The organism is Streptomyces sp. NPDC000404, from assembly GCF_040300365.1.
GTDB classification, from domain to species: domain Bacteria; phylum Actinomycetota; class Actinomycetes; order Streptomycetales; family Streptomycetaceae; genus Streptomyces; species Streptomyces ramulosus.
The window spans coordinates 370779-395498 of record NZ_JBEPDN010000007.1 but is presented as its reverse complement, the minus strand read 5'-3'; the positions used below and the strand labels follow the sequence as shown (position 1 = coordinate 395498).

Genomic DNA, 24720 nt, shown 5'->3' with positions numbered 1-24720 from the left:
ACGGGCGCGGGCCGCGTCGGCGCGGGTCAGGCCGTGACGAGGTAGGAGAAGACGGATTCCAGGGACTCGTCGGAGGGGGTGACGGTGAGGAGGCGGATGCCCTGGTCGTGGGCGACGCGGGGCAGCAGGGTGGTGAAGCGGGTGAAGTCGACGGCCTGGATGTGGAGGGCGCCTTCGGTGTGGTCGACCTGGATGCCCGCGGTGGAGGGGTCGGCGATGAGGGCGGCGGCGAGCGCGCGGTCGTTGTCGGAGCGGACGAGGTAGCGGTGCGGGCGGTCCGTCATCAGGCGGCGGATCTTGCGGAAGTCGCCGGAGGCGGCGTGGCGCCCGGCGACGACGACCTCGATGTGGGTGGCGAGCTGCTCGACCTCTTCGAGGATGTGGGAGGAGAAGAGGACGGTGCGGCCCTCCTCGCCCATGTCGCGCAGGAGTTCCATAAGGTGCATGCGCTGGCGGGGGTCCATGCCGTTGAACGGTTCGTCGAGCAGCAGGACCGAGGGGTCGTGGACGAGCGCGGAGGCCATCTTGACGCGCTGGCGCATGCCCTTGCTGTACGTGGCGATCTTGCGGTCCTGGGCGTACGTCATGTCGACGGTGGCGAGGGCGGCGGCGGCCTCGGTGCGGCCCAAGCCGTGGAGTTCGGCGTTGGCGAGGACGAATTCGCGGCCGGTGAGGACGTCGTACATGGCTTCGCGTTCAGGGACGATGCCGAGGTGGCGGTAGCTCGCGGCGTTGCGCCAGACGGGGGTGCCGTCGAGGGTGACGGTGCCGTGGGAGGGGGCGAGGAAGCCGCCCAGCATGTTGATGAGGGTGGATTTTCCGGCGCCGTTGGGGCCGAGGAGGCCGGTGACGCCGGGGCCGATGGTCATGGTGATGTCGTTGACGGCGACGACGTTGCCGAACCAGCGGGAGACGTGGTCGATGCGGAGGGTGCTCACGGGCGCGGCTCCTCGTCGGTGCGGGTGGCGGTGGGGGCGGGGCGTTCGGTGCGGTTCACAGGCCGGCCTTGCGGTAGCGGCGCATGAGCAGGCCGAACGAGGCGGCGACGGTGGCCAGCGCGACGAGGAGGTAGAGGCCGCCCGCGGCGGTGGTGGGGGCCAGGGCCTGGGGGAACGAGGTGGTGCCGCCGAGGAAGGTGGCCTGGACGCCGTCGACCAGGGTGGTCGGGGAGAAGAGGCCGAGCCAGCCGACGGCGGATTCGTGGCCCTGGACGTAGGCGATGCCCTGGAGGGCGCTGACCGCCCCGTAGGGGAGGGTGAGGGCGGCGATGACGGCGGCGACGCCGAAGCCGCGGCGGGGGGTGGCGGCGGCGATGACCAGGCCGATCCCGGCGAAGAGGAGGGAGAGAAGGGCGACGGTGAGCAGGCCCTGGGCGAACCCCTCGGTCTGGTCGGCGAAGTCGAGCTTCGCGAGAAGGGCACCGGCGTAGAGGATCACCAGCGGGGTGGCGGTGAGGAGGAAGAGGGCGGCGGCGAGGGCGGCGAACTTCGCGGTGACGTAGTCGATGCGCTCGATCGGGCGGGAGAAGTACAGCGGTACGGAGCGGAAGCGCAGGTCGCGGGAGACGGACTGGGGTGCCTGGGCCGCGAGGTAGAGGCCGATGACGGCCTGGAGGTAGATCGCGTAGCGGCTGTAGTCGAGGGGGAGGCTCTGGGCCTTGGTGACGACGGTGACCGCGACCATGATCCCGGCGGGCAGGCACATGACGCCGAGGAGCAGCATCGGCAGCACCTTGGATTTGGCGGAGCGGCCGAGTCCGTAGGAGCCGCGCAGGCTCTGGACGAAGAGGGAGCGGCGGGCGTAGGCGCGGCCGAGGCGGGGGCCGTCGTAGTGGCGGTAGCCGATGTTGTGGAGGGACGCCCCGGCGGGCGGCTGGTGGGCCATCGCGGTGTTCTGCGGCTCGCTCATGCCACGGCCTCCGTGTGTCGGGGCCGGGGGTGGCCGGGGGTGTGCGGCCCGTAGGGGGCGTCAGGGGCGGGGCGGTGGTCGCCGGGTGCGGCGGCGGGGGCCGGTGAGGGGCGGTCAGCGGGCATCGGGGGCGCCTCCCTTCGGGGTGGGGTGCGGGGCGGGGGCCGGGATGGCGGGGCCGGGGCCGGCTGCGGTGCCGGTCGGGGGCTCGGTTCCGGGGCCGGATTCGGTGGCGGTCGCCGGGGTGTGGAAGACCTCGGCGAGGTGGTGGCGGCGGGGCTCCATGCGGACGAGGCCGAGGCCGAGGGCGGCGACCGTGTCGCGGACGAGGTCATGGGGGTCCGCGCCGCCGGATGCGCCGGCCTCGATGTGGAGGAGGTGGCCGGCGGAGGTGGCCGGGGCGGCGCCGGGCGCGTCGCGGGTGACGGTGGCTCCGGCGGCGGCGAGGGCCGTGTGGAGTGCGGCGGTGCCGTCGGGGTGCTCGTCGGTGTCGGTGACCTCGACGACCAGGGAGGTGGTCGCGCGGGTGAACTCGCCGGTGGCGGAGGAGCGCAGCAGCGTTCCGCCGTCGATGACGACGACGTGGTCGCAGGTGCGTTCCAGCTCGCCGAGGAGGTGGGAGGTGACCAGGACGGAGATGCCGAAGTCGGTGTGGACGCGGCGGATCAGGCCGAGCATGTCGTCCCGGCCGACCGGGTCGAGGCCGTTGGTCGGCTCGTCGAGGAAGACCAACTCCGGGTCGTGGACGAGGGCCTGGGCGAGCTTGACGCGCTGCTTCATGCCCGTGGAGTAGCCGCCGATGGGGCGGTAGCGCTCCTCGTAGAGGCCGACGTGGCGCAGGGTGTCCGCGGTGCGTTCGCGGGCCGCGGTGGGCGGCAGGCCGGACATCCGGGCCATGTGGACGACGAACTCGGTGGCGGAGACGTCCGGGGGCAGGCAGTCGTGTTCGGGCATGTAGCCGACGCGTTCGCGGATGGCGGCGCCGTGAGTGGTGACGTCCATGCCGAGGACGTGTGCGGTGCCCTCGGTGGCCGGGGCGAGGCCGAGGAGGATCTTGATCAGGGTCGATTTTCCGGCCCCGTTGGCGCCCACCAGGCCGGTCACACCGGGCGCGATGTCCACGGTCAGCCGGTCCAGGGCGGTCACCCGCGGGAACCGCTTGCTGAGGCTTTCGGTCAGGATGACGGTCACGCCTCGACGGTAGTGGCGCCCACCGCACGGATCGTCACCCCGGACGACGGTCCGCCCCTACCTCTCGGGGACGACGGCCCCTAGGGGATGCCCTCCCCGGGGAGCATGGCGGAGGCCCCGGACCGGGTGCGGCCGGAGGGCGGTGCGGCCGGAGGGCGGTGCGGCTGGTCGGCTGCGGCGCCGAGGGCCGGGCGGGGTGCGGGTCGAGTCTCCGCGGGGTGCGGCTGCGGGGCCGGTGCGGGTGGCCTGGGCGGTGTGGCCGGAGGGCGGTGTGGCCGGGGTGATGCGGTCAGCGGGGTCCGGCGGCGGGTCCGTGGCGGTTCCGCGAGGGATCCCCCGCACGCCTCTTGACGTAGACGTCAGCGATTGTCACATTCATCAGTGTCAAGTTACGCGCACGTACCGCGACGATGCCCTGCTGACGGACGGACGGTTGACGATGCCTGCAGTGACCTCACAGAATCCGGCGGCGGCCGGGGCCCTCGACGCGCGGCTGCGCGGCTTCCGGGAGGTCCAGCGCCTCGCCTACGCGTGCGCCGAGGCCGTCGCCGCGCAGCTCAAGCCGGGCGTCACCGAGCGTGAGGCGGCGCGGATGCAGCGGGTGTGGCTGCGCGAGCGGGGCGTACGGGACTGGTTCCACCTGCCGTTCGCGTGGTTCGGTGACCGCACGGCGTTCGCCGGGTTCCGCATCCCGCTGCAGTTCTTCCCGACCGGGCGGCGGCTGGAGCCGGGGATGCCGTTCATCCTCGACATGGCCCCGGTGCACCGCGGCTTCACCGCCGACATCGGCTACTCCGGCTGCCTGGGCCTCAACCCCGTGCACGACCGGCTGATGGCCGACCTGGAGGCGCATCGCGAGCTGATCCTCCGCGAGGTGCGCGAGCGCCGCCCGCTGCGGGAGATCTACGAGGACGTCGAGCGCCTGATGGTGCGCCAGGGTCACACGAACCGGCACCGCGCCTACCCGTTCGGGGTCATCGCCCACAAGGTCGACCAGGTACGGGAGCGACGGTGGGCCCCCACGGTGTTCGGCTTCGGGACGCAGTCGTTGAAGGGGCTGGCGTCGGACGCGCTGCACGGGCACCGCGAGGGCTGGTCGCCACTGTGGAGCCCGTACGCCTTCTCCGACCATCCGCCGCAGCCGGGCCTGTGGGCCGTCGAACCCCACCTCGGATTCCGCGGCACGGGGGCGAAGTTCGAGGAACTCCTCGTCGTGACGGACTCCAAGGACCCGCAGGAGAGCGCGTTCTGGCTGGACGACGATCTGCCGCACGTGCGGCGGTGGCAGGAGGAGAAGACCGCGTGACGCAGCTTCCGGATCCGGTCGGGAACGAAGTCGAGGAAGAGGGCGAGGACAAGGACATGGCGGACGCGGTGGCGGGACGCGGGGCGCAGGGCACCCCCGGCGCGGGCTCCGGAGGCGGCGGTACGGCTGCCGGCGCCGGGATCCCGGGGGCCCGGGAGCGATGGGTGCGGACCGGCGGCATCGAACTGTGCGTCGCCGAACTGGGTGACCCGGAGCGGCCCACGGTGCTGCTGGTGCACGGCTACCCGGACAGCAAGGAGGTCTGGTCCGAGGTCGCGCAGCGGCTCGCCGACCGCTTCCATGTGGCGCTGTACGACGTGCGGGGCTGCGGGCGCTCGACCGCGCCGCAGCCGCTGCGCGGCGGGTTCACGCTGGAGAAGCTGACCGATGACTTCCTCGCCGTCGCGGACGCCGTCAGCCCGGACCGGCCGGTGCATCTGGTGGGGCACGACTGGGGCTCGGTGCAGTCCTGGGAGTTCGCGACGGTCCGGCGGACCGAGGGCCGGATCGCGTCGTTCACCTCGATGTCCGGCCCGTCCCTGGACCACTTCGGCCACTGGATCAAGGGGCGCCTCAAGCGGCCCACCCCCCGTCGCGCCACGCAGCTCCTGTCCCAGTCCCTGAAGTCCTGGTACGTCTACGCGCTGCACACCCCGGCGCTGCCGGAGATGGCCTGGAAGGGCCCGCTCGGCAAGCGCTGGCCGGCGCTCATGGAACGGTTCGAGAAGGTGCCGGGCGGCGCCTACCCGACCGCGTCCCTGCCCCGCGACGCGGCCCACGGCGCCTGGCTGTACCGCGACAACATCCGCTACCGGCTGAGCCACCCCCGCGACGACGCCTTCGCCCACTGCCCCGTGCAGCTCATCACCCCGACCGGTGATGTGTTCCTGTCGGAGCGGCTCTACGACGACCTCGACCGGTGGGCGCCGCGCCTCACCCGCCGTACCCTCCCGGCCAAGCACTGGGTGCCGCGCACCCGACCCGACCAGCTGGCGGCCTGGATCACGGAGTTCGTCACCAACCAGGAGGAGGGCGACCCGGCGAAGGCGGTCGCGGCGTCCGGGGCGTACGCGGACCGGTTCGGCGGGCAACTGGTGCTGGTGACCGGCGCGGCGAGCGGGATCGGCCGGGCGACGGCGTTCGCGTTCGCGGAGGCCGGGGCGCGGATCGTCGCGGTGGACCGGGACGCGGAGGGCGCCGCACGGACCGCGGACATGGCCCGGCTGATCGGCGCACCGCAGGCGTACAGCGAGGTGGTCGACGTCGCGGACGCGGCGGCGATGGAGAAGCTCGCGGACCGTGTCGACGCCGCCTACGGCACGGTCGATGTGCTGGTCAACAATGCGGGGATCGGGCTGTCGGGCTCCTTCATGGAGACGTCGGTGGAGGACTGGCAAAAGGTCCTGGACGTCAATCTCTGGGGCGTCATCCACGGCTGCCGGACGTTCGGGAAGCGGATGGCGGAGCGCGGCCAGGGCGGGCACATCGTCAACACCGCATCGGCCGCGGCGTTCCAGCCGTCCCGGGCCCTGCCCGCGTACAGCACGTCCAAGGCGGCGGTGCTGATGCTCAGCGAGTGTCTCCGTGCCGAGTTGGCGGGGCAGGGCATCGGGGTCTCGGCGATCTGCCCGGGGCTGGTCAACACCAACATCACCGCCACCTCGCGGTTCACCGGGGTATCGGCCGACGAGGAGAAGGCCCGCCAGGCCAAGGCCACCCGCGTCTACGGGCTGCGCAACTACCCGCCGGAGAAGGTCGCGGACGCGGTTCTGCGCGCCGTGGCCCGCAATCAGGCGGTCGTCCCCGTCACCCCCGAAGCACGCGGCGCACGGTTCCTCTCCCGGGTCGCCCCGCGAGCGCTGCGGGCCGTCGCCCGCCTGGAGCCTCCGCTGTGAGACGGGCGGGGGCGACAGGCGCGGCAGGCGCCCGGCGGGCGGGTGCGGGTGCGGGGGCTTGCCGGGGCGGGGCGCGTCCGGCCGGGGCGTGTTCCGGTACAGGCCGGGCGATGGCGCGGCAGGCGGCGTCCCGTGCCTCCGCCGCCCCGGTGTGGGCCTGTCCCGGCGCGGACCCGGTCGGTTTCTGCCGTCACCGTGCGGGGTGTGCCCGGGATGAGGCCCTGGTCTCTCGGCCCGGGCCGGGCGGCGGGGCGGTGCGGGGGCAGGTGAGGCGCCCGTACCATCCCTCGCAGGACGGGGCGTTGCACGGCCGTCGCCCCGCCGGCGCCTCCCCGGTCGTACGCGCCGCGGCGGGTGCGGCGGGCGGCGCGGCCGACCTGTGAGGAGCACCGCCTTGACCGACCAGCCGCAGCCGGAGTACCGCATCGAGGACCTGGCCCGTCTCAGCGGCGCCACCGTCCGGACCATCCGCGCCTACCAGGACCGCGGTCTGCTGCCCCGCCCGGAGCGCCGGGGCCGCGCCAACGTCTACGGCGACGCCCACCTCACGCGGCTGCGGCAGATCACCGACCTGCTGGAGCGCGGCTACACCCTCGCCAGCATCAAGGAACTCCTGGAGGCCTGGGACGCCGGACGGGATCTCGGCGGGGTACTCGGGCTGGCCGCCGAGGTCGACGGACCCTGGAGCGAGGAGCAGTCGACCCTCGTCACCGTCGAGCAGCTGCACGAGGCGTTCGGCGGCGCGACGGGCGGCTCGGGGCTCGACGAGGCGGCGCTCGCCGAGGCGGTGGAACTGGGCATCCTGGAGCCCGTACCGGACCGGGCCGGGGTGTACGCGGTGCCCAGCCCGCAGGAGCTGGCCGTCGCCGCCGAACTGCACTCCGCGGGCGTCCCGCTCACCGCCGTCGCCACCCATCTGCGGGAGGTGCGCGCGCAGGTCGAGCACATCGCCTCCCGTTTCCTGGACTTCACCACCGAGCATGTCTTCCAGCCGTTCCTCGACCGCCCGCCGACGGAGGCCGCGGCGGCCGAGGCGGCGGCGCTGATCCGGCGGCTGCGGCCGCTGGCCCGGCAGACCATCGACGCCGAACTCGCCCGCGCGATGCGCACCCTGGCCACCCGCCATCTGCGCGAACACCTCGCCGGCGCGCTCCCACCGGCCGGCGCCCCCGGTGCGCACGACGGGGCCGATGCCGCCGAGGGCCGCGGCAGCGGCGCCGCCGGCGGTCGTGTGCCCGGCGTCGGGGCGGGCGCCCGCGGCCCCTTCACCGCCGGACCGCGCCGGTGCGGCAGCGTGCCCCGTCCCGCGCGCGAGGCCGGCGTCGCGCCGCCCGCCGGGACCGGGCCCGCCTCGGACCCCCGTGCCGAGGCGGGCCGGGTGGCGGTCACGCTGCCCGCCGACGCGGTGGCGGCGGTGCGGGAGCTGGTAGGCGCGGAGAACACGGCCCCGTTCATCGCGGCGGCCGCGCGGCGGGAGGTGCAGGCCCGCGCCCTGGACTCCCTGATGCCGCCTGCCCCGCCGGTGCCGACGCGCCCCCACGGCCCGGGCGGGGCGGCTCCGAAGCCCGGGCCCGACGGGTCCGGCGAGCCCCGCGACATCAGCGGCGGCTGAGACCGCGGGGCCCGGGCCGCTGCCGCAGCCCCATCCTCACCACACTGTGCTGTTGTCAAAGAGCAGGCCGGAAGCGCCGTGGCGCCCGTGCGGTCAACAGGCCGGGTCCGGCAGCCAGTTGCCGTGGAATCCGTAGGGGACGCGCCGGGGAAGGCGGACGGTGGCGACGGGGCCGGCGGATATCTCCTCGGCGTTGAGGATCACGAGATCGCTGGTGTCGGTCGCCGCGTCATGGACGTAGGTGACCAGCCAGCCGGGGCCGCCGGGGGTGTCGTCGGCGGGGGCGAAGGCCGCCTCGCCGGGGGTGCGGCCGGGCCCGAAGTCGTACCGCTCGGACGTGCCGGCCTCCAGGTCGTACCGGATCAGTGCGCCGGGCACCGGCCCGGAGCCGGGGCCCTCGGCGGCGGTGGCGTGGCCGAAGCGGGCGGGGCGTCCGGCGAGGCGGTCGTCGATCCGGGGGAACTCGCAATCCCGGTCGTCCAGTTGCTCCTCACGGACCGTGCCGGTGGAGAGGTCGAGGGTCCACCGCCACAGGTGCGCCGGGGCCGGGCCGCCGTAGGACGCGTACCGGGAGACATGGAGGACGATGCGGTCGTCGCCGTCGTCATGGGCGTTGAGCGCGTGGAAGACGTAGCAGGGGTCGATGGGCAGCCGGCGGACCGGGCCGAACGGGTCGTCGCGGCGCAGGACGCAGAGATGGGCGCCGTACTCCGGGTCCCAGCGGTAGGGCAGGCCGGGGGTGGTGTGGTCGAAGACGACCGGGAGGTCCATGAAGACGACATGGGCGTCGGTGAGATGGAAGTCGTGCATCATCGTGTGGCCCGGCACATCGATCGGCCGACTGAGCACCAACTCCCCGGCGGCGTCGGCGCGGTGGTAGGTGAGATACGGGGGCCGGAGCCCGCCATAGCCGAAGAAGTGCAGCTCGCCGGTGGTGGGGCAGGTCTTCGGGTGGGCGGTCATCGCGGTGGTGAGGCGGCCGCCGAAGTCGTACGGGCCGAGCGTCTCCAGCTCATGGCCCGGGCGGTGGTCCAGTACGTAGGGGAAGGACGACTCGACCAGGGCCAGGGTGCGTCCGGCGTGCCGGACGACATGGGTGTTGGCGAGGCCGGCGGTGCGGTCGAAGCCTCCCTTGCCATCGTAGAGCTGGGCGCCGTCGGTGAAGGTGCTGGTGCGCACCCAGCGGTTGCGGTAGGCGGTGGCGCGGCCGCCCTCCAGGCGTACGCCGTGGACCATGCCGTCGCCGAGGAACCAGTGGGCCGAGGCGGCGGCGTGCGGGTTGGGGCCGTTGCGCAGATACCAGCCGGTCAGCTCGGGCGGGATGGCGCCGGTGACCGGCAGGTCGTGGGCGGTGAGTTCGTCGAGCACCGGGGCGAAGTTGCCCGCCAGGTGCGGTGCAGGCGCGGTGGTCATGGCGTCAGACTCCTTGGGTCCGTGCGACGGGCTGCGGGGCGGCGTCGCGGAGGTACCGGGCGCGGGCCCGCTCCGGATAGGCGGCGGTGAACCGGGCCGGGAGGACGAATCCGGCGATCTGCACCCCGATGGAGAGGCCGGCGAGCCCGCCGTGGAAGGACAGGGCCGCCTGGGTGAGGGCGGTGAGGGTGAAGGAGAGCGCCCACGCCGCGGTGAGGACGGTGTTGATCCGCAGGAAGAGCGGGCTCGCGGCGATCTCGGGCGTCACCCGGCGGCGGGCTATGGCGAGGGTGAAGGGGGAGCGCGCGGCGATCGATCCCCAGGCGACGAGCGCCAGCCAGCCCATGGCGAGGGACCCGGCGTAGATCTTGAGGCCGCTGTCCGGCCGGAGGAAGGCGAAGGCGGTGATGGCCGCGAAGAAGAGGACGGTGCCGTAGTCGAGCAGGCGCTCGGCGGGCGCCCAGCCGGCGGTGCGGTCGGTGAAGAGGAATGCCGCCGCGAGCAGCAGCCCGGCCAGCGCTCCCCACTGCCACCCGATCGCGGAGACGAAACCGAAGGCGAGCCAGGGAAGGAATCCCCGTAAGTACTGCATGACGTATCCCCCCGTCGCGGGCCGGGCCCGCACACGTTTCTGTTTCGACATGTCGAAAGTAGAAGGTGAAGTCCCGACGTGTCAAGAGTGGAATGTGGGAGTTAGTGTGCGGGCATGAGCCTGAGACATGCCGTGCTGGGGCTGCTGTCCGAGTCCCCGGCCAGCGGCTACGACCTGATGAAGCTGTTCAACGTGTCGCTGGCCAACGTCTGGCCGGCCACGCAGAGCCAGGTCTACGGCGAGCTGGGCAAGTTGACCTCCGCGGGCCTGGCCGAGGTGTCCGCGCACGGCCCCCGCGGCCGCAAGGAGTACGCGATCACCGACGAGGGCCTGGCCGAGCTGCGGCACTGGCTCGCCGAGGTCCCGCCCAGCGGCCCGCACCGCGACGACAGCCTGCTGCGGGTCTTCTTCCTCGGCGTCCTCACCCCGCTGGAGGCCCGCACGTTCCTCCTGGAGCGCGCGCAGGAAACGGCCCGGCTCCACGCCCAGCTCCGCCGGGTCGACGAGGAAACGGAGTGGGACGACGACATGCTCTCCGTCTACGGGCGGCTCGCCCTGGAGTACGGCCTGCGCATGACGGCCGCACAGGAGGAATGGGCCCGGTGGGCCGCGGAGGAGATCGACTCCGCCAAGGCCCGCGAGGCGGGCAACCGCGTCCGCAACCGCCACCGGAAGACCGCCGCCGGCACCACCGGCGACGCGCCCGTCAGCGACCCCGGCGAAGCCCCCGCGCCCAAGGAGTAGCGCACCCACGGAGCGGCACCGGGCGGGCCCGCCGGCCGTGCGGCTCAGAGCCCGGGCGCCCCCCACACCGGGAACCACCGGGCGAGATCGCTCTCGATCCGCAGGTCATCGCCGAGCATCGCCTTGACCTGCAGTTCCAGCGGGTTGTCGCGCTTCTCGGCGCCGTCCGCCGCGGGCGCGAAGGGGTAGAACGTGCCGCGCTTGTAGAGGTAGACGAGCGCCAGCCGCCGCCCCCGGTCGTCCTCGAAGCCCATCAGCGAACAGAGCAGCTGCGGGCCGAAACCGGCGCCCTCCAGGGTGGAGTTCACCGCGTGCAGGTCGTTGACCAGGCCCGCCACGTCCTGCGGGTCGTGGCGCGCCTGCATCCAGGTGTACCCGTAGGAGTCCTGGCTGAATTCGACCGGCGCTCCCAGGAGGGCGTGGACCTCCGTCTGGATGCGGGCGAACTCCCCTCCCTCGACGCTGGCGAAGCAGACCGAACCGCGGCCGGTGGGCCGGAAGCCCGCCGCCGCCTCCAGCGTCACCGCCGCGGACGGCAGCGAGAAGAGCTGGTCGAGGTCGGGGCGGACCGGCTTGCTCCGGCCGAGAAGGGCGTCCAGGAATCCCATGGCGTCATTCTCCCCACTCGCCCCGCGCGCCGCCCGGGACGCGCCCACTGGACACGGCGAACGAGGCCCCGTGCGTCCGTGCGCCCCGGGGCGCACGCGCCGTCACGGGCGCCCCAGCTGCGCCGAGATCCGGCCCAGCTGATCCAGCCGCTGCTCCAGCGTCGGATGCGAGGACAACAGCTGGTTGAAGGTCTCCTTGTTGAACGCCGGAGCGAAGAAGAAGGCGTTGAACGGCTGCGACTTGCGCAGATCGTCGGTCGGGATCCGGGCGATCTGCCCGGTGACCTTCGTCAGCGCGGAGGCCAGCGCCGACGGGCGGCCGGTGAGGATCGCCGCGGAACGGTCGGCGGACAGCTCGCGGTACCGGGACAGCAGCCGGGTCAGCAGGAAGCTGATCGCGTAGACGACCGCGCTGACCAGGGTGACGACGAGGACGGCGATCGCGGCGTTCTGATCACGGTTGTTGCGGCCGACGCCACTCCACAGGGCGGCGCGGGTGATGATTCCGGCCAGCACCCCCAGGAACGACGCGATGGTCATCACCGCGACATCGCGGTGCGCGACGTGCGACAGCTCATGGGCGAGCACGCCCTCCAGCTCCTGCGGCTCCAGTCGCCGCAGCAGGCCCGTCGTGGCGCACACCATGGAGTTCTTCTGGTTGCGCCCGGTGGCGAAGGCGTTCGGGACGTCCGTCTCGGCGATGGCGACCCGCGGCTTCGGCATGTCCGCCAGCGCGCACACCCGGTCGACCACGCCGTGCAGCTCGGGCGCCTGCTCCGGGGTGACCTCCCGTGCGCCCATGCTGAACGCGGCGATCCGGTCGCTGAACCAGAACTGTGCGACGAACATCCCGCCCGCCAGGAGCAGCACGATCACCCAGGCGCCCTTGAGCAGCACCACCAGCGCACCGACGACCACCACGTACAGCAGCCCGATGAGGAACATCGTGGTGACCATCCGCGAGGTCAGCCCGCGATCGGGGGCGAATCGGGTCCGTGCCATGGCTTCCTCCATGCGCCGCGCCTTCGCGCACCGGCCGGCCCGGGCGTGCACGGCTTCCCGCGCGCCGGGCCCTGCTCACTGCGCCGCTCGCTTCCGATTCTCCCTCTTCCTGGCGGTATGCGGCATAAGTCCAGGTCAGTGAGGGCGGCGCAACGGAGGCGGCCGCGGACAGGGGCCCGCACCGCGACGCCGAAGGCCCGCGCGCCCCCGGGTCGGCCGGCCTCGCCGCACCCGTGTGCGGGCCGTCCGAAGGCCCCGGTCCGTACGTGCGGCGCCCCCGTACGCTGGGCGGCATGAGTCTGCGTCTGAGCACCGTGATCCTCCCGTACCGCAGGTGGCACGAGGGAGGCCGCGCCGCCTGGCAGCGGGCGGAGGAGCTGGGCTTCCACACGGCGTACACCTACGACCACCTGTCCTGGCGCGTGCCGTTCCGCGACGGGCCGTGGTTCGGCGCCGTACCGACGCTGACCGCCGCCGCGGGCGTCACGGAGCGGATGCGGCTGGGGACGCTCGTCACCTCGCCGAACTTCCGCCACCCCGTCACCCTCGCCAAGGAGCTGATCTCGCTCGACGACATCTCCGGCGGCCGGATCACCCTCGGCATCGGCGCGGGCGGCACCGGCTTCGACGCGAGCGCCCTCGCCCCCAGCGGCCGGGAGCCGTGGACGCCGCGCGAGCGGGCCGACCGGTTCGCCGAGTTCGTGCCCCTCCTCGACCGGCTGCTCACCGAGGACACCGTCACGTACGACGGCACCTTCTACGCGGCGGGCGGCGCGCAGAACATCCCCGGCTGCATCCAGCGCCCCCGTCTGCCGTTCGCCGTCGCCGCGACCGGCCCGCGCGGCCTCAAGCTCGCCGCCCGCCACGGGCAGGCGTGGGTGACCACCGGTGACCCGAAGCTGTACGCGACGGGCACGCCGGAGCAGTCCGTCGAGGCGCTGCGGGCCCAGATGGACAAGCTCGGCAAGGCGTGCGCCGACGCCGGACGCGATGCCGCGGAGCTGGACAAGATCCTCCTCACCGGTTTCACGCCGGACCGCGCCCGCCCCCTGGAGTCCGTCGCCGCCTTCGTCGACTTCGCGGGCCGCCACCGGGAGCTGGGCTTCACCGAGATCGTCGTGCACTGGCCGATCCCGGAGACGGACTTCGCCGCGGATCACGGGGTGTTCGAGGCGATCGCCACGGAGGCGCTCGCCCAACTCGGCTGACTCCACTGCCGGGGCCGGTACCGACCGGCTCCGGCCCCGGAGCCCCACCCGCCCCAGGGCTTCCCCCCGACGCCCCGTACGCGAAGATTGACCCCGTGACCTCACCGACGCCTCCCCGAGTCCCCGGTCCGGGCGCCCTGCCCCGGCTGATCGCGACCGACCTCGACGGAACGTTGCTGCACGACGACAAGACGGTCTCGGAGCGGACCGTCGCCGCGCTCGCCGCCGCCGAGCGGGCCGGGGTCGACGTCTTCTTCGTCACCGGGCGGCCGGCCCGGTGGATGGACGTGGTCAGCGATCATGTGCACGGGCACGGGCTGGCGATCTGCGCGAACGGTGCGGCCGTCGTCGATCTGCACCGGGGACGCCGGTTCGTCGAGGTCAGCCCGTTGCCGCTGGCGGCCGCGCGGGAGGTCGTGGCGGCGCTGCGGGCGGTCGCGCCCGGTACGGCGTTCGCGGTCGAGCGGACCGGCGGCATCCACTACGAGCCGCACTACAAGCCGTTCCACCGCGATCCGGCGGCCGTCACCGCCCCGATCGAGAAGCTGCTCGCCGACGACTTCGACCCGCCGCCGGGTCCCGCGCCCACCACCCTGGGCGCGGGCGACGAGGCGATCGCCGCACCCGTGGGAGCGCCGGGCGCCGTCCCCGTAGGCGCGCGGGGCGTCGCCCCGGTGGACGCGCCGGACGCCGGTGCGCCCCGTACGGTGAGCGCCGTCCCGGAGGTCTCGGCGCCCGGCGTCGTCGCGGGGGAGATCCCCACGATGGGCCCGGGGCAGCCGGTGCTCAAGCTGCTGGCCCACCACGACGGGTGGGAGCCGGACGCGTTCCTCGCGCTGGCGCGGGAGGCCGCCGGGTCGCTCGCGTCGATCACCCGGTCCAGCCCCACCGCGCTGCTGGAGATCAGCGGCCCCGGGGTGAGCAAGGCCGGGACGCTGGCCCGGTGTTGCGCGGAGCGCGGCATCGCCCCGCAGGAGGTCACCGCCTTCGGGGACATGCCCAACGACATGGAGATGCTGGCCTGGGCGGGCGCCTCGTACGCCATGGCCAACTCCCATCCCGACGTCCTGGCGGTCACCACCGGCCGCACCGCCTCCAACAACGAGGACGGCGTGGCGGCCGTCATCGAACGGATACTGGGCCTCTAGGCGGCGCCGGGCCGGGCGGGCGCACGACGGCCGGCCGCGCGCCCCGGACTTGTACCGCCGCAGCCCGGCGCGCGCCGGCGCCCCGCACACCCCTGCCGCGCCCCGGCCCGGACCGGCGCGTACGGGCGCCCCGCACGCCCCACCGATGCCCCGCCACTCCCCCGCGCGCCCCGCGGCGCCGCGCGCTCCCTCACAGCGGCGCCTCCCAGACCACCGTCGTCCCGCCGCCGTCCGGCCCGATCCCGGGGCCGTGGGTGCTCGACCCGCCCAGGGCCTCGGCGCGTTTGGCGAGGTTGCGCAGGCCGCTGCGGCGGCCGTCCGCGGGGATGCCGATGCCGTCGTCGGCGACGGTCAGCCGAACGCCGTCGGTGCCGTCGGGCAGCGTCACCGTCGCATCGACGACGACCTCGATCCGCGCCGCCCGCGCGTGCCGGAACGCGTTCGACAGCGCCTCGCGGACCGCCGCGATGAGGTTCTTGCCGGTCAGCTCGCCCACCCGGGCGTCCACCGGGCCGATGAACGACGCCGACGGGCGGAAGCCCAGCGGGACGGCGGCCGTGCCGATCTCCCGCAGCACCCGGGTGCGCAGCCCGGACGGCGCCTCGGCGGGCTCCTGCTGGAGCGCGAAGATCGCCGTGCGGATCTCCTGGATCGTCACGTCCAGCTCGTCGACCGCCTTGGCCATGTTCTCCTTCACCTCGGGCACCACGGCCCGCCGCTGGGCGCTCTCCAGCAGCATCCCGGTGGCGAACAGCCGCTGGATGACCAGGTCGTGGAGGTCGCGGGCGATGCGGTCGCGGTCCTCGTAGACGGCCAGCCGGGCGCGGTCGCGCTGGGCGTCGGCCAGGACCAGCGCCAGCGCCGCCTGCGCCGCGAACTGCGTGGCCAGGGTGCGCTCGGCCGCGGTGAAGGGGCGGGCGCCGCGCTCCCTGGGGACGGCGAGGGTGCCCAGGACCCGGCCGTCGCTCTTGAGGGGCAGCATCATGCTCGGCCCGAACCGCGGCGCCAGCGCGGTGACCATCCTCGGGTCGGTGGCCGAGTCGTCGAGGAACAGCGGCTCCCCGGCCAGCAGTTGCTCCGTCACCGGGCTGTCCGGCGGGATCTGCGTGCCCATGATGCCGACCGGGTCGTCCGCCGACACCGCGACGATCTCCATGCCGCCCTCCTCGTCCGGCAGCAGCACGATCCCGGCCGCCGAATCCGCCAGCCGGCGGGCCTGTTCGGCGACGACGGCGAGCGCGTCGTCGACATCGCTGCCCTTGAGCAGCTCGGTGGTGACGGCCACGGACCCGTCGATCCAGTGCTCGCGCTGCCGGGTCGCGGCGTAGAGGCGGGCGTTGCCGATGGCGATGCCCGCCTCGGTGGCCAGGACCCGCACCATGTGCAGGTCCTCCTCGCTGAACTCGCCGCCGCCGTTCTTCTCCGTCAGGTAGAGGTTGCCGAAGATCTCGTGCTGGACGCGGATCGGCACGCCCAGAAACGTCCGCATCGGCGGATGGCCCGGCGGGAAGCCGCACGAGCGGGGGTCTTGGGTGAGGTCGGCCAGCCGCACCGCCTGCGGATCGTGGATGAGCGCGCCGAGCAGCCCCTTGTGGCCGTCGGGCAGCGCGCCGATGCGCCGCCGGTCCTCCGCGGTCACGCCGTACGTCACGAAGTCCGACAGGCCCTCGCGCGCCTCGTCGATGATGCCGATGGCGGCGTATCGCGCATCGGCGAGCTCGGCGGCGGTCTGCACGATGCGGTCCAGCGTGATGTGCAGGTCGAGTCCGGCGCCGACGGTGCGCATCGCCTCCATCAGGCGCGGCACCCGTGCGGTCAGCTCGGCGGAGAGCCCCTGGAGGCTGCGGGTCGCCTCGGTGGCGGCCTGCAACGCGTCGGTGTCCGCCCCGGGGCGCCCGGCGTCCTGCGGTACGGAAGACCCTTCGGTGGCTGCCATACCCCGAGCCTAATACGGGCTGGTTTATTGGTGTTTGCGGCCTCGACGGCGACCGGGCCCGCGCCCGGAACCGGTACGTCCGCGGCGGGCTCCCCCAGGCGGGCAGGGGCGCGCTCCCCTACCCGTGCGCCGCCCCCGCCACGGCCTCGCGCCCCTGCGCCACGATCCCGGCCCCTGCCCCGTACACCGCGTCCACCGCACGCTCGCGCTCCAGCATCCGGCGGAACGGGCCGTCCGCCGCGGCCAGCTCCGCGTAGCCACCGCGCTGCACGGCGCGGCCGCCGTCCAGCACCAGGATCTCGTCGACCGCGTCGAGCCCGGTGAGCCGGTGGGTGATCAGGACCGTGGTGCGGCCCTCGGTCGCGGCCAGCAGATCGGCGGTGAGCGCATCGGCGGTCGCCAGGTCCAGATGCTCGGCGGGCTCGTCCAGGACGAGGACCGGGAAGTCGGCCAGCAGCGCCCGGGCCAGCGCCAACCGGCGGTGCTGGCCGCCCGAGAGGCGCGCGCCGTGCTCGCCGACCATGGTGTCGAGCCCGTCCGGCAGCGACCGCACCCACCCGGCGAGCCGCGCCCGCTCCAGCGCCGCCCACAGGTCGTCGTCGCCGCTCGCCTCCGGTGCGGCGAGCCGGAGGTTCTCGCGCAGCGAGCTGTCGAAGACGTGCGCGTCCTGCGCGCAGAGCCCCACCAGCCGCCGCACCGCGTCACCGTCCAGCTCCGCGGCGTCCGTCCCGGCCAGCGTGTACGCGCCCGCCTCCCGGTCCAGGAACCGCAGCAGCACCTGCGCCAGCGTGGTCTTGCCGGAGCCGGACGGCCCGACGACCGCGAGCCGCCGCCCGGCGTCCACCGTGAAACCGACCCCGTCCAGCGCCGCGGCCGCCTGCCCCGGGTGGCGCGCCGTCAGATCCCGTACGACCAGCGGGAACGGCGTGTCCGGTGCGGCCTTCGGCGCCTCCGGCTCGCGGACCGGCGCGGGCGCGTCCAGCACCTCGAAGACCCGCTCGGCGGCGCGGCGGGTCCGCAGCCGGTACTGCGCGGCGAGCGGCAGCCCGGCCACCGCCTCGAAGGCGGCCAGCGGCGTCAGCACCACGACGGCGAGCAGGACGCCGTCCAGCCGCCCGGCGTGCACCGCCTGGACGCCCAACGCCGCGGAGGCGGTGACGGTCAGCCCGCTCAGCAGCGCCGACAGCCCGGCGCCGACCCCGGCGGCCCGCGCGGAGCGGGACGCGATCCGGGTCAGCTCCCCGTCCGCGTCCTTCACCGCCGCGGTCCGGGAGGCGAGCGCACCCGCGACGGTCAGCTCGGCGGTGCCGGTGAGCAGGTCGACGACGCGGGTGGCGAGGGCGCCGCGGGCCGGGGCCAGCCGGCGTTCGGCGCGCCGGGACAGCACGGCCGACAGCAGCGGCACCCCGGCCCCGGCGAGCAGCAGCCCGGCGGCGAGCACCGCGCCCGCCTCCGGCAGCAGCCAGGCGGTGAAGCCGACCGTGCCCGCGCCGACCACCACGGCCGCCCCGACCGGCAGCAGCCAGCGCAGGAAATGGTCCTGCACGGCGTCGACGTCGGCGACCAGCCGGGAGAGCAGATCGCCGCGGCGTCGCTCCCGCAGCCCGGCGGGCGCCAGCCGCTCCAGCCGCCGGTAGACCGCCACCCGCACGTCGGCGAGCATCCGGAACACCGCGTCGTGCGCCACCAGCCGCTCCGCGTACCGGAACACGGCGCGGCCGATGCCGAACGCGCGGGTCGCGGTGACCGCCACCATCAGATAGAGCACCGGGGGCTGCTGCGAGGCCCGGGAGATCAGCCAGCCCGACGTCGCCATCAGCCCGATCGCGCTGCCCAGCGCGAGGCTGCCGAGCAGCAGCGCCAGCGCGAACCGCCTCCGGCGCGCCCGCGCCATCCGCCGCAGCCGGGCGGGCGCGGAACGGCCGGCGGGCTGCGCGTCAGCGGCGTCCGGCGCCGCCGCGGGCCCGGCCGCCTCCTCGGGAGCGGCCGCGGGTGCCGCCTCCCGCACCGCCCCGGCGCGCTCCGGCCCGGCCGTCTGTGCCGCATCGGCCGCCGGGTCGGGCAGCCGCACCACCCGGTCGGCCACCGCCAGGAGCGCCGGCCGGTGGACGACGAGCAGCACCGTGCGCCCGGCGGCCAGCCGGCGGACCGCGTCGACGACGCCCGCCTCCGTCGCGCCGTCCAGATTGGCGGTCGGCTCGTCCAGGAGCAGGATCGGCCGGTCGGCGAGGAACGCCCGTGCCAGCCCGATGCGTTGCCGCTGACCTGCGGAGAGTCCCGCGCCGGACTCGCCGATGCGGGTGGCGGTGCCGTCCGGGAGCGCCTCGGTGAAGTCGAGCGCGCCCGCGTCCCGCAGCGCCCGGCGCACCGCCGCGTCGTCCGCGTCCGGACGCGCCAGCCGGACGTTCTCGGCGAGCGTCCCGGCGAAGAGGTGCGGCTGCTGCGGCACCCAGGCGATCCGGGCGCGCCAGCTCTCGGGGTCGAGCGTGGCGATGTCGGTGCCGTCCACGAGGACCCGGCCGGCGGACGGCGCGGCGAAGCCGAGGACGGCGGCGAGCAGGGTGGACTTCCCGGCGCCGGACGGCCCGGTCAGCGCGACCGTCTCGCCCGCCCGGACCTCGAACGACGTCTCCGGGAGCGAGGGGGTGCTCCGGCCCGGGTGGCGGACGGCGAGACCGTCGATGCTCAGCGCGGTGCCGGCGGGCGCCGGGGCCGTCCCGGCGGGCGGCAGCGGCGTCTCCAGCACGGCGAAGATCTCCTCGGCGGCGGCCAGGCCCTCCGCCGCCGCGTGGTACTCCGCGCCCACCTGCCGCAGCGGCAGATACGCCTCGGGCGCCAGGATCAGCACCATCAGCCCGGTGGTCAGGTCGAGTTCGCCGTGGACCAGCCGCATGCCGATGCCGACGGCGACCAGCGCGACGGAGAGGGTGGCGAGGAGTTCCAGCGCGAACGAGGAGAGGAACGCGATCCGCAGGGTGCGCAGGGTCGCCCGGCGGTAGGAGCCGGTCAGCGCGCGGATGGCGGTGGCCTGGGCCTTGGCCCGGCCGAAGACCTTGAGCGTCGGCAGCCCCTCGACCACGTCGAGGAAGTGACCCGAGAGCCGCGACAGCAGCCGCCACTGCCGGTCCATCCGCGACTGGGTGGCCCATCCGATGAGGATCATGAACAGCGGGATCAGCGGCAGCGTGACGACGATGGTCAGCGCGGAGATCCAGTCGCCGGTGACGATCCGCGCCAGCACCGCGACGGGGACGACGACGGCGAGGCCGAGCTGCGGCAGATAGCGGGCGAAGTAGCCGTCCAGCGCGTCGATGCCGCGGGTGGCGAGCGTGGTGAGTTCACCGGTGCGCCGCTCACCGCCGTCCGCGTCCGGCGTCCCGCCGCCGTCCGGCGCCGCCGCGCCGTCGCCGCTGCGCCGCGTGGCCGCACCCGGGCCGAGCAGCGCCGCCCGCTCCACCAGCCGGGTCCGCAGCTCGGACTTGACCGCGGCGCTCGCGCGGTGCGCGGCGCGTTCGGTCAGCCAGGAGACCAGCCCGCGTCCGGCGGAGACGGCGGCGAGCAGCGCGACCGGAACGGCCAGGTCGCCGAGGTCGTGGCCCTGCTGGAAGGCACCGACCACGATCTCGGCGATGAGCATCGCCTGGCCGATGACGAGACCCGCGCCGACCAGCCCGAGGAGCACCACGGCGACAAGGAATCCACGGGTGGCGCGGGCGTGACGGAGCAGGCGCGGGTCGATGGGTTTCACGTGAAACATCCGTCCTGGCAAGCCGGTTGGCGCCGCCCCGGGGAGCGGGGCCGCCCGGCGGGCTCGGGCTGGCGGTCCGGGCGGCGCCGGTCCCCGGCAGGAGATCCGGCACCGCCCCGGTGGCGACCTCCTCGGCGGGAGGACGCCGCGTACCTAGTGGGCGTCGGCGATGTTCTGGGTGCCGATGCGCTTGCGGAACACCCAGTACGTCCAGCCCTGGTAGAGCATCACGATCGGCGTCGCGATCCCGGCGCACCAGGTCATGATCTTCAGGGTGTACGGGCTGGACGAGGCGTTGGTGACGGTGAGGCTCCAGGCGTCGTTCAGCGTCGACGGCATGACGTTCGGGAAGAGCGTCAGGAACAGCATCGCCACCGCGGCGACGATCGTGAGGCCGGAGAAGCTGAACGCCCAGCCCTCCCGGCCGATCTGGTTGGCGCCGAGCGCCGCGACCAGCGCGACGACCGCCACGACCAGCGCGGCCAGGCTGGCGCCGGTGCCCCGGTGGGCCTGCGTCCAGAGCAGGAACGCCACCGCCAGCACCGCGGCGACCAGACCGACCCCGGTCGCCATCCGGCGGGCCCGGCCCCTTATGTCACCGAGCGTCTTGAGCGCCGTGAAGACCGCGCCGTGGAAGGTGAAGAGCGTCAGCGTGACCAGCCCGCCCAGCAGCGCGTACGGGTTGAGCAGGTCCAGGACGGAGCCGACGTACTCCTTGTGCGCGTCGATCTTCACGCCGTGCACGATGTTGCCGAACGCCACACCCCACAGGAAAGCGGGCAGCAGCGAGGTCCAGAAGATCGCGTGTTCCCAGTTGCGCTGCCACCGCTCCCCGCTGCGCTTGGCGCGGTACTCGAAGGCGACCCCGCGCACGATCAGACAGACGAGGATCACCAGCAGCGGCAGGTAGAAGCCGGAGAAGAGGGTGGCGTACCACTCCGGGAAGGCGGCGAAGGTCGCGCCGCCGGCGGTCAGCAGCCACACCTCGTTGCCGTCCCAGACCGGGCCGATGGTGTTGATCAGGACGCGCCGCTCCGCGCGGTCGCGGGCGAGCAGCTTGGTGAGGACACCGACACCGAAGTCGAAGCCCTCCAGGAAGAAGTAGCCCGTCCAGAGCACGGCGATGAGGACGAACCAGACGTCGTGGAGTTGCACAGTCGCCCCCTTAGTACGAGAAGGCCATCGGCCGGTCGGCGTCGGAGTCGCCGCCGATCCTGGTGGGCGGGTTGAGGTCGTCGTCGGTCAGCTCCGGCGGTCCGGCCTTGACGTACTTCACCAGCAGCCGGACCTCGACGACGGCGAGGATCGCGTAGAGCGCGGTGAATACGATCATCGAGGTGAGCACCTCGCCCTGGGAGACCCCGGGGGAGACCGCGTCCGAGGTGCGCAGCACGCCGTAGACGACCCACGGCTGGCGGCCCATCTCGGTGAAGATCCAGCCCCAGGAGTTGGCGATCAGCGGGAAGCCGAGGGTGACGAACGCCAGCGACCAGTACCACTTGGTCAGCCGGGCGCCGAGCGCGGTGTTCTTCGTGAGCGCGAGCCGGGGTGGCTCGTCGTCGGCGGTCCGCAGTCCCGGCGCGAGCCAGAACTTCTTCCGGGTCAGCCAGAGCCCGGCCAGCCCGATGGCGAAGGAGGTCATCCCGAAGCCGATCATCCAGCGGAAGCCCCAGTACGCGACGGGGATGTTGGGCCGGTAGTCGCCCGGTCCGAAGCGCTGCTGCTCGGCCTTGTTGACGTCGTTGATGCCGGGCACCGGCGACGAGAAGTCGTTGTGGGCGAGGAAGGAGAGGAGGCCGGGGATCTCGATGGCGACCTTGTTGTGGCCCTTGTCGACATCGCCGTAGGCGAAGACGGAGAACGGCGCGGGCTCCTCCTTGTCCCACAGCGCCTCGGCGGCGGCCATCTTCATCGGCTGCTGCTTGAACATCACCTTGCCGAGCGTGTCGCCGCTGATCGCGGTGAGCATGCCGGCGAGCACCAGCGTGACCAGCCCGACCCGCAGCGAGGTCCGCATCACCGTGACGTGCTTCTTGCGCATCAGGTGGTACGCGGAGATGCCGACCATGAACGCGGCGCCGGTGAGGAAGGCGGCGGTGAGGGTGTGGAAGACGACGACCAGCGTGGTGTCCTGGGTGAGCACCTTCCAGAAGTCGGTCAGCTCGGCCCGGCCGCTCGCGGGGTTGTACTTGTAGCCGACCGGGTGCTGCATCCAGGAGTTGGCCGCGAGGATGAAGTAGGCCGACAGTATGGTGCCGATGGAGACCATCCACATGCAGAAGCAGTGGATCTTCTTCGGCAGCTTGTCCCAGCCGAAGATCCACAGCCCGATGAAGGTGGACTCGAAGAAGAAGGCCAGCAGCGCCTCGAACGCGAGCGGGGCGCCGAAGATGTCACCGACGAAGCGCGAGTAGTCGGACCAGTTCATGCCGAACTGGAACTCCTGGACGATGCCGGTGACGACGCCCATCGCGATATTGATCAGGAAAAGCTTGCCCCAGAACTTGGTGGCCCGGAGGTACTTCTCCTTGCCCGTCCGCACCCACGCCGTCTCCAGTCCGGCGACCAGCGCCGCCAGGGAGATCGTCAGGGGCACGAAGAGGAAGTGGTAGACGGTGGTGATGCCGAATTGCCATCGCGCCAAAGTCTCTGGCGCCAACGCCAGCTCCACGTCGTTCTCCTTACGTCGCCGTTCCACTACGGCTTTTGCCCTTTATGCACGCAGTGAAGCGGGACATAAACGGCGCGCTTGTGAACGCGTTCACATTCACAAGCAATTATCTCCTACGACTTCGGCCTTCTTGGACGGGGGGTACGTGACCGCGGTCACGCCCTCGACGCGACCTTTACACCGCGCTCACCTGCGGCTAAACCACCCGGGAACGCAAAAGGTCGCGGATCCCAAGGATCCGCGACCTCTGGCCAAAAACTGTCACAGAGTCTTGCGGAACTCCTCGGCCGCGCTCAGGAACAGATCCATCGCCGCGCTCTCGCCGATCGTCACCCGCACTCCCTCACCCGCGAACGGCCGCACCACGACGCCCGCCCGCTCACACGCCTCGGCGAACTCCCCGGTCCGCTCCCCCAGCCGCAGCCAGACGAAGTTGGCCTCGGACGGCGGCACCTCCCAGCCCTGCCCGGCAAGGGCCGCGGCCACCCGGGTCCGCTCGGCGACCAGCGCGTCGACCCGCTCCAGCAGCGCCGCCTCGCTCCGCAGCGACGCCACCGCCGCCTCCTGCGCCAGCTGACTGACGCCGAACGGCACCGCCGTCTTCCGCAGCGCCGCCGCCACCGGCTCGTGCGCCACCGCGAAGCCGACCCGCAGCCCCGCCAGGCCATACGCCTTGGAGAAGGTCCGCAGCACACAGACGTTGGGGCGGTCGCGGTAGAGATCGATGCCGTCCGGCACCTCGGGGTCGCGGATGAACTCGCGGTACGCCTCGTCCAGCACCACCAGGATCCCGTCCGGCACCCGGTCGAGGAACGCCTCCAGCTCGGCCCGGTGGACCACGGTGCCGGTGGGGTTGTTGGGGTTGCAGACGAAGATCAGGCGGGTGCGGTCGGTGATCGCCGCCAGCATGGCGTCCAGATCGTGCACCTCACCGGAGGTCAGCGGCACCTTCACCGAGGTGGCCCCGGAGACCTGCGTGACGATCGGGTACGCCTCGAACGACCGCCAGGCGTAGATCACTTCATCGCCCGGCCCGGCCGTGGCCTGTACCAGCTGCTGTGCCACGCCCACCGAACCGGTACCGGTCGCCAGATGCTCCACCGGCACCGAGAACCGCTCGGCCAGCTCCGCCATCAGCCCCGTGCAGGCCATGTCGGGGTAGCGGTTGAAGGCGCCCGCCGCCTCGACGGCCCGCTCCAGGACGCCGGGCAGCGGGGGGTAGGGGTTCTCGTTGGAGGACAGCTTGTACGCCACCGGCCCGTCCGACGCCGCCGGCCGGCCGGGCTTGTAGGTGGGGATGCCGTCCAGCGCCGCACGCAGCTTCGGGGTCTTCTCGCTCACCGCAGGTCCTCCTCGACCGTCCCGCTCGACACGAATACTCCACACCTTATGAGGATTCCCCCGCCCCGCGGCAGCCCCCACGGAACGATCACGGACACCGACCGGGGCGCGCCCACCGTCCCCGCCGCCCGGCCGCACAAGGGGCGCACTCCAAAAAATCGTGCGCCGGTGGCTCGCTCCCTGGCGCGCGTCCCCCGTGAAGGTGACTTGAGACCTCTTCGAGACCTGGGAACATCGCCAGGCGAACACCCCCACCAGCCCAGCGAACCATCACGCCTCCTGCTAACTACCTTTCATTACATGGAAATTGACGGCGCATCACCATGCAGAAATGTTCCTGCGCAGGTACGCCAGGCGATCCCCTCCAATGGGCTTTCCGAGCCCTACTATCGGCTCG

The 24720-nt window shown here is 73.4% G+C and carries 18 protein-coding genes; 6 read left to right on the top strand and 12 right to left on the bottom strand.

Annotation, left to right across the window (positions count from 1 at the left end):
* Positions 1-26: 26 nt before the first annotated feature.
* The 3 genes from ABT345_RS16265 to ABT345_RS16255 form a co-directional block, all read right to left on the bottom strand.
* The gene (locus ABT345_RS16265; protein WP_345089464.1) at positions 27-938 is read right to left on the bottom strand and encodes an ABC transporter ATP-binding protein; all 912 of its coding nucleotides are present in this window, start codon (positions 936-938) and stop codon (positions 27-29) included.
* A gap of 55 nt (positions 939-993) precedes the next feature.
* The gene (locus ABT345_RS16260; RefSeq protein ID WP_345089461.1) at positions 994-1908 is read right to left on the bottom strand and encodes an ABC transporter permease subunit; all 915 of its coding nucleotides are present in this window, start codon (positions 1906-1908) and stop codon (positions 994-996) included.
* A gap of 114 nt (positions 1909-2022) precedes the next feature.
* Positions 2023-3099: an ABC transporter ATP-binding protein gene (locus ABT345_RS16255; protein WP_345089458.1), complete on the bottom strand. Its 1077-nt coding sequence runs from the start codon at positions 3097-3099 to the stop codon at positions 2023-2025.
* A gap of 439 nt (positions 3100-3538) precedes the next feature.
* Between ABT345_RS16255 and ABT345_RS16250 the strand changes: the two genes are divergently transcribed.
* The 3 genes from ABT345_RS16250 to ABT345_RS16240 all read left to right on the top strand — a co-directional run bounded on the left by ABT345_RS16250 (position 3539) and on the right by ABT345_RS16240 (position 7912).
* The gene (locus tag ABT345_RS16250; protein WP_345089455.1) at positions 3539-4405 is read left to right on the top strand and encodes a M24 family metallopeptidase; all 867 of its coding nucleotides are present in this window, start codon (positions 3539-3541) and stop codon (positions 4403-4405) included.
* Positions 4406-4461: 56 nt separating this feature from the next.
* Positions 4462-6300 (top strand): SDR family oxidoreductase, encoded by a 1839-nt coding sequence (locus ABT345_RS16245; RefSeq protein WP_345089698.1) that lies wholly within the window; start codon positions 4462-4464, stop codon positions 6298-6300.
* A 394-nt stretch (positions 6301-6694) separates the two neighbouring features.
* Positions 6695-7912, top strand: a complete 1218-nt coding sequence (locus ABT345_RS16240) for a MerR family transcriptional regulator (protein WP_345089452.1) — start codon at positions 6695-6697, stop codon at positions 7910-7912.
* A 93-nt stretch (positions 7913-8005) separates the two neighbouring features.
* Here the strand turns inward: ABT345_RS16240 and ABT345_RS16235 are convergent, their stop codons facing one another.
* Together ABT345_RS16235 and ABT345_RS16230 are read right to left on the bottom strand one after the other, a co-directional pair.
* Entirely contained in the window at positions 8006-9325 is a 1320-nt protein-coding gene (locus ABT345_RS16235) for a carotenoid oxygenase family protein (protein WP_345089449.1), read from the bottom strand.
* A gap of 4 nt (positions 9326-9329) precedes the next feature.
* A complete protein-coding gene (locus tag ABT345_RS16230; protein WP_345089447.1) occupies positions 9330-9917 on the bottom strand; it encodes a hypothetical protein in 588 nt (195 codons plus the stop codon).
* A gap of 114 nt (positions 9918-10031) precedes the next feature.
* On the opposite strand from ABT345_RS16230, the gene ABT345_RS16225 reads away from it, so the two are divergent.
* Positions 10032-10661 (top strand): PadR family transcriptional regulator, encoded by a 630-nt coding sequence (locus tag ABT345_RS16225; RefSeq protein ID WP_345089444.1) that lies wholly within the window; start codon positions 10032-10034, stop codon positions 10659-10661.
* Between the two features lie 44 nt (positions 10662-10705).
* Here ABT345_RS16225 and pspAB read toward each other — a convergent pair whose 3' ends face one another.
* Positions 10706-11269, bottom strand: a complete 564-nt coding sequence (gene pspAB / locus ABT345_RS16220; protein ID WP_345089441.1) for a PspA-associated protein PspAB — start codon at positions 11267-11269, stop codon at positions 10706-10708.
* Between the two features lie 102 nt (positions 11270-11371).
* Complete coding sequence (gene htpX, locus ABT345_RS16215) at positions 11372-12271, bottom strand: zinc metalloprotease HtpX (protein WP_345089438.1); 900 nt, start codon at positions 12269-12271, stop codon at positions 11372-11374.
* Positions 12272-12564: 293 nt separating this feature from the next.
* Between htpX and ABT345_RS16210 the strand changes: the two genes are divergently transcribed.
* A complete protein-coding gene (locus ABT345_RS16210) occupies positions 12565-13479 on the top strand; it encodes an LLM class flavin-dependent oxidoreductase (RefSeq protein ID WP_345089434.1) in 915 nt (304 codons plus the stop codon).
* Between the two features lie 95 nt (positions 13480-13574).
* Positions 13575-14627: an HAD hydrolase family protein gene (locus ABT345_RS16205; RefSeq protein WP_345089431.1), complete on the top strand. Its 1053-nt coding sequence runs from the start codon at positions 13575-13577 to the stop codon at positions 14625-14627.
* 190 nt (positions 14628-14817) lie between these two features.
* Here the strand turns inward: ABT345_RS16205 and ABT345_RS16200 are convergent, their stop codons facing one another.
* From ABT345_RS16200 to hisC, 5 genes are all read right to left on the bottom strand, one after another.
* Complete coding sequence (locus tag ABT345_RS16200) at positions 14818-16563, bottom strand: GAF domain-containing sensor histidine kinase (RefSeq protein WP_345089428.1); 1746 nt, start codon at positions 16561-16563, stop codon at positions 14818-14820.
* Between the two features lie 118 nt (positions 16564-16681).
* Positions 16682-20311 carry a thiol reductant ABC exporter subunit CydD gene (gene cydD / locus ABT345_RS16195; protein WP_345089425.1) on the bottom strand — a complete coding sequence of 1210 codons (3630 nt, stop codon included), beginning with the start codon at positions 20309-20311 and terminating at the stop codon, positions 16682-16684.
* Positions 20312-20464: 153 nt separating this feature from the next.
* Positions 20465-21466 (bottom strand): cytochrome d ubiquinol oxidase subunit II, encoded by a 1002-nt coding sequence (gene cydB / locus ABT345_RS16190; RefSeq protein WP_345089422.1) that lies wholly within the window; start codon positions 21464-21466, stop codon positions 20465-20467.
* Between the two features lie 10 nt (positions 21467-21476).
* A complete protein-coding gene (locus tag ABT345_RS16185) occupies positions 21477-22982 on the bottom strand; it encodes a cytochrome ubiquinol oxidase subunit I (RefSeq protein WP_345089419.1) in 1506 nt (501 codons plus the stop codon).
* A gap of 261 nt (positions 22983-23243) precedes the next feature.
* Entirely contained in the window at positions 23244-24323 is a 1080-nt protein-coding gene (gene hisC, locus ABT345_RS16180) for a histidinol-phosphate transaminase (protein ID WP_345089416.1), read from the bottom strand.
* Between the last annotated feature and the right edge of the window lie 397 nt (positions 24324-24720).

What these genes read in the sequence shown, in the direction of transcription:
- ABT345_RS16260 (WP_345089461.1), bottom strand. Translation starts at nt 1,908, where the DNA reads ATGAGCGAGCCGCAGAACACCGCGATGGCCCACCAGCCGCCCGCCGGG.
- ABT345_RS16250 (WP_345089455.1), top strand. Translation starts at nt 3,539, where the DNA reads ATGCCTGCAGTGACCTCACAGAATCCGGCGGCGGCCGGGGCCCTCGAC.
- ABT345_RS16245 (WP_345089698.1), top strand. Translation starts at nt 4,462, where the DNA reads ATGGCGGACGCGGTGGCGGGACGCGGGGCGCAGGGCACCCCCGGCGCG.
- ABT345_RS16235 (WP_345089449.1), bottom strand. Translation starts at nt 9,325, where the DNA reads ATGACCACCGCGCCTGCACCGCACCTGGCGGGCAACTTCGCCCCGGTG.
- ABT345_RS16230 (WP_345089447.1), bottom strand. Translation starts at nt 9,917, where the DNA reads ATGCAGTACTTACGGGGATTCCTTCCCTGGCTCGCCTTCGGTTTCGTC.
- ABT345_RS16225 (WP_345089444.1), top strand. Translation starts at nt 10,032, where the DNA reads ATGAGCCTGAGACATGCCGTGCTGGGGCTGCTGTCCGAGTCCCCGGCC.
- pspAB (WP_345089441.1), bottom strand. Translation starts at nt 11,269, where the DNA reads ATGGGATTCCTGGACGCCCTTCTCGGCCGGAGCAAGCCGGTCCGCCCC.
- htpX (WP_345089438.1), bottom strand. Translation starts at nt 12,271, where the DNA reads ATGGCACGGACCCGATTCGCCCCCGATCGCGGGCTGACCTCGCGGATG.
- ABT345_RS16210 (WP_345089434.1), top strand. Translation starts at nt 12,565, where the DNA reads ATGAGTCTGCGTCTGAGCACCGTGATCCTCCCGTACCGCAGGTGGCAC.
- ABT345_RS16200 (WP_345089428.1), bottom strand. Translation starts at nt 16,563, where the DNA reads ATGGCAGCCACCGAAGGGTCTTCCGTACCGCAGGACGCCGGGCGCCCC.